At 68.0% G+C, this 15,857-nt stretch carries 3 protein-coding genes; all 3 read left to right on the plus strand.

The features are described from left to right. Nucleotides 1-35 precede the first annotated feature (35 nt). The 3 genes from AB8808_RS09025 to AB8808_RS09035 all read left to right on the plus strand — a co-directional run bounded on the left by AB8808_RS09025 (nucleotide 36) and on the right by AB8808_RS09035 (nucleotide 15,601). Nucleotides 36-413, plus strand: coding sequence for a hypothetical protein (locus tag AB8808_RS09025; RefSeq protein WP_369928642.1), 378 nt, complete (start codon nucleotides 36-38; stop codon nucleotides 411-413). Beyond that, complete coding sequence (locus AB8808_RS09030; protein ID WP_369928644.1) at nucleotides 410-14,065, plus strand: filamentous hemagglutinin family protein; 13,656 nt, start codon at nucleotides 410-412, stop codon at nucleotides 14,063-14,065. Before AB8808_RS09025 ends, AB8808_RS09030 begins: the two co-directional genes overlap by 4 nt. 270 nt (nucleotides 14,066-14,335) lie before the next feature. Next, the gene (locus AB8808_RS09035) at nucleotides 14,336-15,601 is read left to right on the plus strand and encodes a substrate-binding domain-containing protein (protein WP_369928646.1); all 1,266 of its coding nucleotides are present in this window, start codon (nucleotides 14,336-14,338) and stop codon (nucleotides 15,599-15,601) included. Nucleotides 15,602-15,857 lie beyond the last annotated feature (256 nt).

The following is a 15,857-nucleotide window of genomic DNA, read 5'->3' on the forward strand; positions in this document are numbered from 1 at the left end:
GGTCGCGTGCCCGGATCGATGCGGGGAGCCGTGACATGAGCTGTCCCTACGCCCTGGCCGAGATGCTGCGCCAGCTCTACGCGGCCCGGCAGGCCAAGGCCGCCGATGTGTTGCTGGCGCGCTGTTCGCTCGACGGACTGGAGCGATTGCTGAACGAGTCGTCCGCCTTCCTGGGCGCGCGCGTGCGGTATGCCGTGGTCGAGCACCTGCGCCACCGCAAGCCGCTGCTGGAGGAAACCGCGCTATCGACGATGCGCGCGATCGCCAGCGTGCTCAACGCCTGGCTCCATGACGGTCGCCGCCTGGCGATCCGCGCCGTGCTGCGCGAATTCAGCGGGGAGGAGCTCAGGGAGCTCGCCGCGCTGCCCGAACTCAACGATGAAGTGGCAACGATGACTGGTGATTTCTCATGAGCGCGCATATCCGGACTCCTGCCGCCACCCTCCGCCCGCTTCCGTCCGCGTCGCGACCGCCGTTCCGTCGCAAGGCGATGTGCCGGCTGATCGCCCTGGCGTTGTTCGGCGGCGGTGTCGCCCATGCGGCGACCACGCCCCCGCCGTTCAGCGCGGCGTGGCTGGCGGCCAGGCAGCCGGGCGCGACGCCTTCATCGTCCGATGCCGTGCCACGCGCCGATGGCAGGCCTGCCAGCCTCACCCCGGGTAACGCGCTGCAGCAGCAACGTGTGCAGCAGTCGATCCAGAACCTCGACCATGCCGCAGCGGCCCTTGCCACGCAGATGCAGCAGCAGGCCAACGCCGCGGCCACCGCACCGCGTGTGTCCGGCGTGCCCGACGGCCTGGCCGAGGGTGGCCTGAAGCCGGCGGCCGGCCTCGCCGCCGATCCCACGCTGTGGCAGAACGCGCGCCAGCCTACCGACACCGTGGCGGCCAACGCCAGGCACACGGTGGAAGTGAAGCAGACGGCGAAGAAGGCGATCCTGACCTGGGACAGCTTCAACGTCGGCCGCGATACCACGCTGTATTTCAACCAGAGCGCGGGCAACCTCACCTCGGGCGGGAACGACTGGGTAGCGCTCAACCGCATCACCGATCCCACCGCGAAACCCAGCACGATCCTCGGCCAGATCAAGGCCGAAGGCACGGTGTACCTGCTCAACCGCAACGGCATGATCTTCGGCAGCGGCTCGCAGGTGAACGTGCATTCGCTGATCGCCAGCTCGCTGGATATCTACAGTCCCGACCGGGCCACCAGCAATGCACGGTTCCTGGCGGAAGGCTTCGCCTCGACCGCCTCCGGCGGCCCGCAAATGAGTGTGTTGCAGTCCGCCTTCGCGCCGGGCGCGGGGCACGACGTCACGATCGGGAAGGGCGCCGGCATCACCACCGGCGCGCAGGGTTTCGCGATCGTCGCCGCGCCGAACGTCGTCAACGAAGGCGCGGTGGTCGCGGACGATGGGCAGGCGATCCTCGCCGCGGGCACGGTGTTCGATGCGTCGCTGGCGGGTACCTCCGGTCGCGTCCTGTTGTCCGAGACATCCAGCGGCGTCTACACGGAAGGGCGCGGCACGGTCATCAATCGCGGCCTGGTGCAGGCGCGTCGCGGTGAAATCGACCTCACCGGTTACGGGGTGGCACAGGACGGGGTCGTCATGGCCTCCACCAGCATCGCCGCACCCGGAACGATCAACATCACCGGTCAGTCGGGACGGGGCAGCCGCTCGGGCCCGGTGACCTTCGGCGGCCAGTCGGTCACGACCATCCTGCCGGAGAAGGACGGCGCCACGACCTCCTCGACCGCCGCCGCCGACAAGGTGTTCACGCCCGGCAAGGTCACGGTGACGGGCGGCAACGTCAGCCTCGCTTCCGGGGCGCTCATCGAGGCGCCGGGCTCGACGGTGGCGCTCACCGCGCTCCGTGACAGCTCACTCACCGGCGAAGGGGTGGTGGCGAACGCGGGTCGCGTCTACGTGGATGCGAACGCGACGATCGACGTGTCGGGCCTGGCCGATGTCGATCTGCCGATGTCCGCACTGCTGGTGAACGTGCCGCGCATCGGCCAGAACGAACTGGCCGACTCCCCGCTGCTGCGCAACGGTTTCCTGTACACGCAGAAGAATGTGCTGATCGACAGCAGCCAGTCCGGCACGCGCGCGGACGGCCTCGACTGGATCGGCAGCCCCATTTTGAACGTGAAGGGCTACGTCGAGAACGTGCCCCGCGATATTTCGCAGATGCTCACACGGGGCGGGTCGATCGCGCTCGATGGTAACGAGGTGATCACCCGTTCGGGTTCCAGCCTGCGTCTCGACGGCGGTTACCTTGCCTATCAGGCGGGCTGGATCACCACGCCGAACCTGCTGGGTGCCGACGGCCGCATCTACGACATTTCCTCCGCCGACCCGGACGTGGCGTACATCGGCTTCGCCGGGCAGTACACCGCGACGCACGCCCGCTGGGGCGTGTCGCAAACCTACAACTCGCCGCTGCTGGGCGGCTCGCGTCGCTGGGCCGAGGGCTTCGTCTCCGGCAGCGACGCGGGCGATCTGGTGGTGCACGCGCGCAGCGGGCTGGCCCTGGACGGCGAGATGACGGCGCAGGCCACGGTCGGCTCGCGGCAGGCCTCAAACGGGACGCCGCCGGACGGCGGCACCTTCGTCTTCGATACCACGCCGGTGTCCACCGCGCCGCGCCAGGTCATTCCCGGCGTACGCCTGCAGCAGTCCTCGCAGACGCTGGAATCGCTGATGCCGGGCTTCAACGGCGGCGACGACCTTGCCGATGTGCAGGCGCCGTCGGACGACGGCCAGACGTGGCTGGTCCTTTCCGCGAACACGCTGGGCAAGGGTGGCTTTTCCGCGCTCACCATCAACAACCGCGACGGTGCGATCGAAGAGACGGCAGGCACCCAGGTCACCGTGTCACCCGGCGGCAGCGTATCGATGGCCGCTGGCCGCATCGACATCCATGGCAGCATCGTCGCGCCGTCCGGCGCCATAACGCTGAAGACGCAGACGCTGGCGCAGTTCGCCGACCATGCGAATCCCGCGCCGGACATCACCCTGACCGACGGCGCGCTGCTCAGCACGCGCGGCCTGTGGGTGAACGATACGAATCGCGCAGGCACGGACGTAGCGGGAAACTATTTCATCGATGGCGGCAGCATCACCCTCGCCACCGAGCAAAGCTACAAGGGCGACGTCGAGGCGCAGCTCGACCAGACCGGTTCCATCCGGTTGGCCCGCGGCAGCACGATCGATGTCTCCAGCGGGGGTTACGTCGGCGTCGACGGTCGCGTGGCGACCGCGCACGGCGTTCCGCAGGGGCGTGGCGGCAACGTATCGTTGCTGCTGTACGACATGCCGGCCACCCTGGCATTCGGCGACCAGAAGCCGCCCACGGCGCTGGACAGCGGCTACCTCGTCATGGACGGCGCGATCGACGCCTATGGATTCGCCGGTGGCGGCACGCTTTCCCTGCACGCGGCGCAGGTCCAGGTGGGCGGCGATCCCGCCACCATGACCCAGCCGAACGGGCTTTACCTCACGCCGTCGTTCTTCCAGGGGCAGGGCTTCGACAACTACGTGCTGCACGCGGTCACCGATGCGACAGTGGCGCCAGGCACGCAGGTCCAGGTGCGGCGGGCCAATCGCGTCGCCGACCTGGATGCCTTGCGCTTCCTTGGCAGCGGCACGGATATCGATGCGTCCAACGGTGCGTCGGTCATCGGTTACCTCGATCCGTACCAGCGCTGGGCCACCCGTGGCACGGGAACCGGACAGGGGCCGGGCTTTAGCCTTGTCGCCGGCGATTACCTCGGATGGCCCTCGCGCGGTTCCGCGGGCGGGCAGTCGGCCGCGCCGGTCTATGCCGGCGTCAGCGGATCGGCGGACATCGGCGCGGGTGCGCAGGTGGTGGTGGACGCCGACGGCACGATCGCGCTCGCTTCCCCGGGTGCGGTGGTCGTCGACGGCACGTTGCGCGCACCAGGCGGCAACATCTCGCTGACGAACAGCAAGGCCGGCAACACCGTACAGGTGCAGCCTTCGCGGGTCTGGCTGGGCGCCACGGGTGTGCTGGACGCGAGCGGTGTCTCGCTGATCGACACGCAGGCCACGCCGGCGACCCTGGCGGGCGCGGGAACGGGTGCGCCGGTGCGCGCCACGCCACGTACCGGCACGGTGCTCGACGGTGGCCGTGTCACGCTCGACTCGCCCTATACAGGCTACGTGGTCGCGGCGAACGGGTCGGTCATCGATGTCTCCGGCGCGAGCGACACCTACGATCTGCCGACGGGAACGCGTCGGCTCAACGGCACGACGGTGGACGACGCTCCCACCGCGGTATGGAGCGACGCCGGCAACATCACGATCGGCGCCGTCTCGGGCCTGTATCTGGGCGCAGCACTGAGCGCGCATGCCGGCGACACGCGCGGCGAGGGCGGTTCACTGGCCATCGTGCCGCGCGACGAGGTGGGCGGCGACGCCTGGGCGCCTGTCACGATGCTCGTTCGCGCCCGGGTGGAAGACGCGCCCGGCTACGCTTCCTCCTTCACGGATACCGGAGCCTCCGCGCAGGGCGTGCTCGCCTTCGGGGTGGACCGTCTGCAGGGATCGGGCATCGCGAGCCTGTCGCTGGGTGCCGACCCTGCGGGCAGCGTCGCGAACACGATCGTACCGGTCACCTTCGCAGGCGACGTCGATCTCGATCTCGCGCGGTCGTTCTCGGCGTATGCGCTGGCCTATCGGGCCGTCGGCAACGACGCGACCGGCACGGAGCCGGTGAACGGATTCCGCAGCGGTAACGGCCAGGTCCATCTCCGCGCGCCCTACGTTCATCTGGCGGGCGGCGCGGCCAGCGTGGCGGCAGCGGAGGCCGGCGACGGCACCCTGCTCGTGCAGGCGAACGCGATCGACCTTGGCGGCGCCCTCAACCTGCAGGGCTGGGGCGGCGCATCGTTCAACGCCACGGGCGATCTCCGTTTCGCCCAGGATGCGCTGCTTGCCTACGACACGGCGGGTGCGCGTGTGCCGGGCATGCTCTTCAGCACCGGCGATCTCACCTTCCGCGCCGCGCAGGTTTATCCCGCCACCGACTACCGGTTCGTCATCGACGCGAACGCCTCGGGGATCGCCGATGCGCAGGGCAACGCCCGCGAAACCACGGTCACCTTCCTTCCCGGCGGACCGTCGTCCGCACCCTTGTCCGCAGGCGGCGCGTTGCTGGTCAGCGCGGATCGCATCGAGCAGCAGGGCACGCTGCGCGCGCCGGCGGGTTCGTTGATTCTCGGCGTGAGCGATCCGCAGGCGGCTGCTTCCCGCTTCGGCCTGGGCGCGGGCTACGCGCCACTCGTGGCCACGACCTCGGTGCACCTCGCCCCGGGAAGCATCACCTCGGTGTCGCTGGGTGGCGCGACCGTGCCCTACGGCAGCACCGTCGACGGCGTGGACTGGCGCTATAACGGCGCGGCCAACGTGTCCTCGGCCGCGCTGACAGCGCCGCCGTCGAAGCAGGTGGAACTGCACGGAACCGCGCTGGCGCTGGACAGCGGCGCATCGATCGATCTTGCCGGTGGTGGCCAGTTGCAGGCGGCCGAGTTCGTCGCCGGCGTGGGTGGTACGCGCGACGTGCTCGCGTCGTCGGGCACGGGCACAGGCACGGCCGTGTACGCGATCCTCCCCGGGTTCAACGGTCCGGTCGCGGCGCAGGACAGCGCTTTCTCCAGTGCGGGCGGTACGCAGCCCCGCGTGGGACAGTCCGTCTACCTTTCCGGCATGCCTGGCTTGCCCGCAGGGATGTATACCTTGTTGCCTGCGCAGTACGCGCAGCTCAGCGGCGCCTATCGCATCGTGCAGGACACCACGGCGCAAGACAGCGTGCTGGGCCGTTCCTCGCGCATGGCCGACGGCACCTATGCCGTGTCCGGTTACTTCGGCGATGCCCTCAGTGGTGCGCGCGATGCGCGCAACACCAGCTTCCTCGTGCAGTCTGCGCCGGTATGGCAGCAGTATTCGCAGTACCGCTTCACCGATGCGGATACCTTCTTCACCAGCCTGGCGAGCAAGAAGGGCCAGGTCGCCACACAGCGTCCGATGGACGCCGGCCGCCTGATGATCGACGCCGGCCAGCGGCTGGACCTGGGCGCCACGCTGGCCACCACGCCGGGCAAGGGCGGACGTACCTCGCAGGTGGACATCGCGGGGCAGGCCATCCAGATCCTCGGCGCTGGCGATCTGGCACGCGACGGCTACCTCGGCATCGCCGCCGATGGCCTGACCACCCTGGGTGCGGGAAGCCTGCTCATCGGCGGCACCCGGAGCGCGGCGGCCGATGGCGACCACGTGGACGTGAAGGCGAACAGTGTCCTGCTGTCGAACGATGCGGCGCATCCGCTGTCGGGCCAGGAAATCCTCTTGGTGGCCGCGGGTTCGGCGGATGGCGATGGCGTGGTGCTCGACGACGGCAGCGTCATCCAGGGGCGCGGCGACGCGAACACGGGTGGCAACAACGCGCTGGTGTTCGGTCGCAACGCCAGTATCGACGCCAGTGGTGCGACGGTCGCTGCGATCAGCGGCGACGGTTCACTGCTGCGTGTGTCGCAGAACGGCGCGTCGTCGGTGACCCGCCTGGGCCTGCCCGCGGACGGAACGGCGCAGGGGCGCCTCACCATCGGCGCCGGCGCCAGCGTGGACGGCGGCAACGCATTGACCCTGGACGCCACCGGCCGCATGCGTGTGGACGACAGCGCCTCGCTGTCCGGCAAGGCGATCGATGCCACCGCCAATCGCGTGAGCTTCGTGGCGGACGGTGCGGTCGGCGCGGATGACGGCCTTTCCATCGGCTCGCGAACCGTCGCGCAACTGCGTGGCGCGGACAGCGTGGTGCTGCGAAGCCGTGGCGAGATCGACTTCGTCGGTCCGCTCGATATCGCGTTCGATCGGGCGCTGACACTCAGCGCGGGTGCGCTGGTCGGCGACGGCAGCGACGTGCGGCTGCGCGCGGGCACGCTGACATTCGCCAACGTGCTCGGCGCCGCCGCGGGCGCGACGCTGGCAGGATCCGGCACGTTCGACGTCCAGGCCAGCGAGGTGGATTTCGGTGCCGGCACGCTCGCCCTGCATGGGTTCGATGCCTTCAACGCCACCGCCGCGCAAGGCTTTGTCGCCCAGGGGCAGGGCGGGGTCGACTTCGGCGCCGCCGCCGTGGTGCTCGGCGCGCCGGTATTCGTCGCCGACGGCGGTGGCGCGACGACGCTCGGCACGACGGGAACGATGTCGCTGCGTGGCGCCGCCGGTAGCGCCCTGGCCCGCGACGGGCTCGGCGGTTCATTGACCCTGCAGGCGGCGTCCATCGACGACGCCATGAACCTCACCGCCACCTCGGGAACGCTGCGGCTGCGTGCGACGGACGGCGACCTGACGGTCGCCCCCGGCACGGTGCTCGACGCCTCCGGCGCGGTCCGCACCTTCTTCGACACCGCCGCGTATTCCGCCGGCGGCAATGTCACGCTCGACGCGGGCAAGGGGAACATCGTCATCGGCGACGGCGCGGCGATGCGTTTCGCGGGCACGACCCAGGGCGGTGACGCCGGGACGTTCCATGCGGTGGCCGGCGGCAATCTCCTGCTCGGTGGCAGCTACGACGGCCATGCGCTTGCCGGTAACCGTGGCGGTTACTTCACGGTCGGCTCGGGTGGTGCGCTGGACCTGGATGCACTCGCGGCACTCACCGCCTCGGCAGGTGCGACGGGCCTCGTCGACATCAGCAGCGGGCAGGGCGACCTCACGCTGTCCGCCGGTCACGCGTTGACGGCGCAGAAGGTGTACCTGTACGCGAACGGCGGCACGGCACGCGTGGACGGTCGTATCGACGCGAGTGCCCCGGCAGGCAGCCGTATCGAGGTGTGGGGCCGCCAGGGCGTGGATATCGAAGGCCAGCTGGATGCGCACACGTCCATTCCCGCCCAGCGCGGTGGCGACGTGGTACTGGGCACCACGGGTACGCCCAACGGCCAGCTGGACCCGACCCGTGGCTACGAGCAGGTGGACCGCCAGGACGCCGGTTACATCCATATCGGCGCGAACGCGGGCATCGACGTATCCGGCGGTTCCGGCGATGCGTTCTCCGGCGGCCGCGTGAGCATGCGCGCGCCGCTGCTTGCCGACGGCGACGTGCCCATCACCGTCGATGCCGCCTCGGCGATCAAGGGCGCGCGCGACGTCACCCTCGAGCCCTATGCGGTATGGAGCACGAAGGACGCCTCCACGGGCGCGCAGCATTTCGACGGCATCGTCGACCCCGCCGGCTGGTACGCGAATGGCGGTGCCACGATGGTGGCGGGCAAGTGGACCGATGCGTCCGGCAAGGTCCTGGCCGCGCCGGTCGGCGACGACCAGGTCGCGATCTACCTGTCGAAGTACTTCTTCTTCCCGGATGCCGTGAACGCCGACCACGCCGGTTTCTACGGTTACCTGGATGGCAACATCGCGAACGGCCCGGGCGCGCTGATGGGCTTCGTGCAGCAGCCGGGCTTCAGCTTCGGCTCCCGCTTCGCGGACATCCGCAACGTGAACGTGCGCCCGGGCATCGAGCTGCGCAATCCTTCCGACGGCCCGTCGCAGGGCGACATCGCCGTGCTCACCAACTGGAACCTGGCCGCGGGCGTCACCGGCAGCGACGGCAGGATCCAGCTCGCCTATCGCTATGGCAGCGAGGCACCGATCCTGACGGTGCGCGCGGCAGGCCATCTCGACCTCAAGGCCAGCATCACGGACGGTTTCTACCAGCAGAACGATGGTGCCGCCTTCAACAACCCGGGCAAGGCCACATCGCCGACGAACCCGACGGATCCCACCAACCCCACGGACCCGACGAATCCTACCGACCCGACCGATCCGGGTACGCCTCCGGACAATGGCTATACCGATTCCGTGGCCGCGTACCAGACCGCCGACCAGTACCTCATCGACAACGGCAACCTGTGGAACGGCAGCATCAACCTGCGCGACGGTGACCCCGATAACGCCATGACGCCGGGCGGCGGCACCGCCGATATCAGCAAGGACCCTTACTACCAGCCGTTGCAGGCGCCGCTCCAGGGCCAGAGCACGGCTTACTACACGAATTACCGGCAGTACCTTGTCGAGTACGGCGACGGCGACAACCCGGCCTGGGCAGCGGCGTTCTCACGCGCGAACAACGTGGTCGGCTTCCTGGTCTACAACCCGACCACGCTGGCGGCCCCGCAGCCGGGTTCGTATACGAACTATGCCGACTACGCGACCGACTACGAGAGCTGGCTGGAAGGCCATTTCGACGTCGACAACCGTGGCGCCACCCCGTCGCCGATCCTGTTGCCGGTGGATAACGAATACACGACCTGGTCGCAGAACTACACTGCCTATATCGGCGGGCACGATACGTATTTCCGCTACGTGAACGGACGCGTCGGCAACCGGCTCAGCGGTAGCCAGCTGTTCTATGCACCCTTCGCGCCGAAGTCGGACGGCGCCGGCGGCGGCGGCTCGGGCTCGGGTTCGGGGGCGAATCCGAGTTCGGGGACGAGCCCGGCCTATGACCAGTCCGTCGCGTCCTACCAGACCATCCAGAGCTACTTCGACCAGAACGGCATCTGGAACGGCAGCATCAACCTGCGCGACGGCGACCCGGATAACGCGATGACGCCCGGCGGCGGTACCGCCGATATCAGCAAGGACCCGTACTACCAGCCCTTGCAGGCGCCGCTGAAGACGCAGACCGACGCCTACTATGCGAACTACCAGCAGTACCTGACCGAGATGGGCGACGGGGACAACCCGGCCTGGGCGGCGGCATTTACCCGCGCGAACAACGTGGTCGGCTTCCTGGTCTACAACCCGACCACCCTGGCGGCGCCGCAGCCGGGTGCGTATGCGAACTATGCCGACTACGCGACCGACTACGAGACCTGGCTGGAAGGCAATTTCAGCGTCGACAACCGTGGCGTCACCCCATCGCCGATCCTGCTGCCGGTGGATAACGAATACACGACCTGGTCGCAGAACTACACCACCTATATCGGCGGTCACGATACCTATTTCCGCTACGTGAACGGACGCGTCGGCAACCGTCTCAGCGGCAGCCAACTGTTCTATGCGCCCTTCGCGCCGAAGTCCGATGCGGCGCCTTCGGATGCCAATCCCGCCTATGACCAGGCGGTGGCTTCCTACCAGACGATCCAGAGCTACTTCGACCAGAACGGCATCTGGAACGGCAGCATCAACCTGCGCGACGGTGATCCGGACAACGCGATGACGCCCGGCGGCGGTACCGCCGATATCAGCAAGGACCCGTACTACCAGCCCTTGCAGGCGCCGTTGAAGACGCAGACCGACGCCTACTATGCGAACTACCAGCAGTACCTGACCGAGATGGGCGACGGGGACAACCCGGCCTGGGCGGCGGCATTTACCCGCGCGAACAACGTGGTCGGCTTCCTGGTCTACAACCCGACCACGCTGGCCGCGCCGCAGCCGGGTGCGTATGCGAACTATGCCGACTATGCGACCGACTACGAGACCTGGCTGGAAGGCAATTTCAGCGTCGACAACCGTGGCGTCACCCCATCGCCGATCCTGCTGCCGGTGGATAACGAATACACGACCTGGTCGACGAACTACACCACCTATATCGGTGGTCACGACACCTATTTCCGCTACGTGAACGGACGCGTCGGTAACCGGCTATCCGGCAGCCAGCTATTCTATGCGCCCTTCGCACCGAAGTCGGACGCGGTCGCCACCGGACCGGGCGGTGGCGGTGGCGGTGGAGACGGTGGTGGCGGTGGCGGCAGTACGACGCCCGTGGTCGTGCCGCCGCCGGCCCCGAACAATTCGCCCTCGAACATGCCGTCGCTGGGTAACCCCGCGTCGTTCGCTTCGGCGACCCTGCTGGGTGGTTCCAGCACGTCGTACCGTCTGGTTGCCGGGGCGGACACCGGCGCCACCGATCCGCTGGCGACGTTGGCCACGGGTACCGGCGACGTGCGTCTGGCCGGTCACTTCGCCGTGCAGGACACGGTCACGGATGCCACCGTCGTGACGCCTCGCAGTCCGTATGCCGGCAAGACCTGGCTGATGCCCACCACGATACGCACCGGCACCGGTTCGATCGACGTCGCTTCGGCCGGCGATATCGCGTGGCTGGACACCGCGGCACCGGCGACGATCTACACGGCGGGTGAACCGGCGGAAGGAACCACCGCCGGTACCGACGTCAGCGTGCTGCGACCTTCCGAGCGTGCGCCGGGAGCGGCGGACACGCAGCCGAACATGGTCGTCACCGGACTGGTCAATCCCGATCGCGCCGGCGACCTCTCGTTGCATGCTGCCGGTAATATCCAGGGTATCCAGTCGGTGACCGATACCGATGGCAACCTCACCAAGGGTACGGCGGGGACGCCCATCTCGCAGTACTGGTGGCAATGGATGCAGGTGGGCAACGCCGCCGACGGCAGTCGCTCGTCGATCGACTTTTCCAACTTCCGCCAGGGCGTCATGAGCCTGGGCGGCAACGTGGACGTACAGGCGGGCGGCACCATCGGCGAGTTGTCCGTATCGCTTCCCACCACCTGGTACGCCAACGAAGCCCGCGATGCGATCACGACGGTGGGCGGGGGAGACCTCGCCGTGCATGCGGGCGGCGATATTCTCAGCGGCGCCTATTTCGTGGCGCGCGGCAAGGCGGACATCCGCGCGGACGGTCGCATCGGCGCTTCGGAAGCGTTGTCGGCCGTCAACGTCGGCAACGTCACCGGGCTTGGCGACACCATCACGCCCGTGTCGACGCTGATCGGCATGCAGGACACGGTGGCGACGGTAAGCGGCCGGCAAGGCGTTGACCTGGGTGGCGTGTACAACCCGTCGTACTACAACTCGACCGGCGTGTTCACGTCCCTGTTGCCCGCGACGCACCCCGATGCCCAGTCGTACTCGGCGCGATCGGCGCTCACGGTGAGTGCCCTGGCCGGCGACCTGGTCTTCGGCAGCCTGTCGGCACCGGGCCTGGTCTTCGGCGCCGGCGGCGTGGCCGGGCCACTCCTGCCTGCGTCCCTGGCCATGAACGCCTTCGGTGGCGATATCGACATCCGGGTCAACGGGGAGCTGTTCCCTTCGGCATCCGGCAACCTGTCGCTGCTGGCCAGCGGCGGGATCGGGTTCTCGCGGCAGACGATCCTGGATTCGCTGGGCACGGGCTTCGGCCTGATCGACAGCGATCCGGCACTCATGCCCAACCCGCTCGCGCCGGTGGCCAGCCAGTCGATCTATCTGGGTGTCGACGATCGCACCGCGCAGAATGCGGTGTACCACGACGCGGCCGGCCTGCATCGCGATGACGTGCAACCCGTGCGGATCTATGCGCTGGGCGGGGACATCACCGACGGCCTGGACGCGCCCAACGGCTTCAACTACCTGTCGCTGGTCATCTATCCGGCCAAGCAGGCCCTCATCCAGGCGGGCAGGGATATCGTGAACCTGTCGCTGGTGGGGCAGCACACCCGCCGCGCGGACATCACGCGCGTGCGGGCGGGACGTGACATCTACGACTCGCCGTACCTGGCGAACGTGAGCTTCTACGGGCCCGTTCCGAACGCCTACCATCTTCCTCCCTCACTGCTGCTGGGTGGGCCGGGTACGTTCCTCGTCGACGCCGGCCGCGACATCGGGCCATTCACCAGCCAGACGGACGTGGCGACGGAGACGCAGGTCGGGCAGGCAAGCAAGCCGACGGGCATCCAGTCCGTGGGCAATCTCTACAACCCTTACCTGCCGCACGAGAGTGCCGAGATCCTGGTGAACTTCGGTGTCGGTCCCGGTATGGACACGGCGGGCTTCCTTGCCCATTACCTCGATGGCGCCGACGGCCTGCCGAGCCTCGTGCCCGACCTCGTCGATTTCATGCAGCGCCGGCTGGCCGGTACGGTCACCGACACGGGCCACGTGGGCGACGAGGTAGCGGTGACGTTGACGGCGGAGCAGGCGCGCTCGCTGTTCGCCCGGCAGCCGGACGATGTGCAGCGGCTGTTCGCGCAGAAAGCGCTGTTCAAGCTGCTGGCGCAGGTCGGCACCGATTACAACAGCCCGGAAAGCAAGTACTTCAGTCAGTACGCCCGTGGCTATGCCGCCGTGGAGGCCATGTTCCCCGCCAGTGACGGCTATACCGCCAACGGTACCGGCCAGGGTGGCCTCAACGGGGCGACGAAGCCGGCGGAAACCGGCAACCTGGACGTACGCAGCTCCACGATCCAGACGCAGCAGGGTGGTGACGTAACCATCCTCGGTCCCGGCGGCCAGGCACTCATCGGCAGCACGGGAGCGCCATCGCAGATCGTCGACATCAACGGTCGCGTGCTTGCGGGACCGAACACCATGGGTGTGCTCACCCTCGAGACGGGCAGCGTCAACCTGTTCACCGACAAGAGCGTGCTGCTGGCGCAGAGCCGCATCTTCACCGAGCGAGGCGGCAACGTCACGATCTGGAGCTCGAACGGGGACATCAACGCCGGCCTGGGCGCCAAGACCACGGCGGAAGTGCCGCCGCCGGTCTACGTGTGCGATGTCGATGCGTGGTGTCGTATCGATGCGCGCGGGCAGGTGGCCGGTGCGGGCATCGCCACCTTGCAGACCGTGGAAGGTGCGCCGGCCGGCAACGCCTATCTCATCGCGCCGCGAGGTACCGTGGATGCGGGCGATGCGGGTATCCGCGTCGCCGGCAACCTCGTCATCGCCGCGGCACGCGTCGCCAACGCCGACAACATCCAGGTCACCGGTGAGTCGGTGGGTGTTCCTGTCACGGCATCGGTGAACATCGGTGCACTCAATGCGGCGAGTGCGGCGGCGACCGCGGCGACGCAGGCGGCGGAAGATGTCGTCAGGAAACAGCAGGCCGACACGCGCGACAAGCTGCCTTCCGAGATCTCGGTGCAGGTGCTGCGCGACGGCGACACCACCTCGAGCATCGCGCCTGCTCGCGGATACGATGTCGGCAGTCCGGTCCAGGTGCTGGGTCATCGGGCGGCAGGCGATGCGCGACTGACGGAGGATGAGCGACGCGCGCTGCGACAGCTGTAAGAACGTTGCAGATGCGGCAAGATCGAGGGAATCATGCGCTATTTAGGCACAACGTCAGCGGGCGATGACAACGCATGTGTACGTTCAATACGCGGTGTGATCGCCGCGTTACGTGGAGTGAACGAAGTCATCGTTGCATCACAATCCGCGACACCGAAACACCATCAACGCGTCACCGCAAGATGCCACCTTTGTCGTCGCCCCCGATCGGGGGGCTTCTATGCAAGGGGATACACCATGCGTTTCACGAATTCGATGGGAAACACCCGCATGAAGTTGATCGCGGGCGCTGTTCTGATGAGCGTTGCGTCGCTTGCCGTCGCGCAGAGCGCCACTATCCGTGGCGGTGGCGCCACGCTGCCGGCCGTCGGTTATGGCCTCGACGTGTCGACCCGTCAGGTCGTCCCGGCCAACGGTTCCATGCTCTGGGCTTACTCGCAGATCTCCGGTAACAAGCCGACCACCTACTGCCAGACCGGCAGCGGCACCGGCAAGAAGATCCTCGCCGGCAACGACCCGTCGGTCGCCAACGTCAACGCTGCCTGCTCGGCTACCGCCGTGCCGACCGGTTTCGGCGCGACCGGCCTTGCCCAGCCGCACTTCATCGGCTCGGACTCGCCGCTGTCTTCGTCTGACTACACCGCCTACACCTCCGGCCACAGCAGCGGCCAGCCGGTGCAGATTCCGGCCGTCGCCGGCGCCATCGCGGTGGCGTTCAAGAAGACGGGCGTGACCTCGCTGAAGCTCACGGAAACGCAGGTCTGCAAGATCTTCTCCGGCCAGATCAAGACCTGGAACGACGCCGGCCTCGCCGGTGCCGGTATCCCGTCGGGTACCACGGGCAACATCACGATCGTTTCGCGTGCGGATGGTAGCGGCACGTCGTTCGCGTTCTCGAACCACCTGTCGGCCAAGTGCGGTGCCACCTCGATCGGCGGCAACAACACGGCGACGGCGTTCAAGACCGACCAGTCCTATGCGACCGCCGCCTCGGCCTACATCCCGTCCTATGCCGCTTCGGTCACGGCCTCGGGTAACCCGGCCGTCGTCTCGACGGTTGCCGCCACGGAAGGTTCGATCGGTTACGCGGAAGCGGCCAACGCCGTGTCCAGCAACGTTCGCTTCGCCAGCGTGTCGAACGACGCCGCGCCGTCCACCTTCATCAATCCGTCGAACTTCGGTGGCCCGCTCGCCGTCGCCGTGACCTACGACAAGGCGATCGGTGCGGTCGACAGCAACGGTCGTCCGACGATCGCCGCGCTGCCGCTCACCACGCAGTGCGTCGCCCTGGTCGATCCGGCCAACTACGCCAAGCCGGCCAGCGGCTATCCGATCCTCGCCGTGTCCTACCTGCTCGGCAACTCCAGCGGCAACGGCGCCGACCTGTCGGCGGTGCAAGGCGTGCTCTTCTCGCCGTACAACACCACGGTGCGCAACAACACCGTCACCATCGGTGCGGGCGCCGGCACGGGCCTGGCGTTCCTGACCAACGCCGACATGACCCAGGCCAAGATCAACGGCTGCGTGGTCAACTAAGCTACCGCGTGCGGACAGGGATGTCCGGTGACGAACGAGGGGCCTTCGGGCCCCTTTTTCTTGTTCTTCGCGCATGGATGGGTAATGCCGCGAGTTCGAAGCCGAAGCTGAGCCGAAGCCGAAGCCAGAGCCAGAGCCCGTCGCTCGTAGGGTACGGCGAGGAGGCGCTGGGTGGTCACACTCTGCGCTCGGGCAGCGGCCGCAAGCGGCCGAACTCGCTCAGAGCGTAACCACCCAGCACCTCTGCGACGACAGA

The organism is Xanthomonas sp. NCPPB 2632, assembly GCF_041228075.2.
Taxonomy (GTDB): domain Bacteria; phylum Pseudomonadota; class Gammaproteobacteria; order Xanthomonadales; family Rhodanobacteraceae; genus Luteibacter.

Coding starts and splice junctions, on each gene's coding strand:
- AB8808_RS09025 (WP_369928642.1), top strand. CDS start 36: ATGAGCTGTCCCTACGCCCTGGCCGAGATGCTGCGCCAGCTCTACGCG.
- AB8808_RS09030 (WP_369928644.1), top strand. CDS start 410: ATGAGCGCGCATATCCGGACTCCTGCCGCCACCCTCCGCCCGCTTCCG.
- AB8808_RS09035 (WP_369928646.1), top strand. CDS start 14,336: ATGAAGTTGATCGCGGGCGCTGTTCTGATGAGCGTTGCGTCGCTTGCC.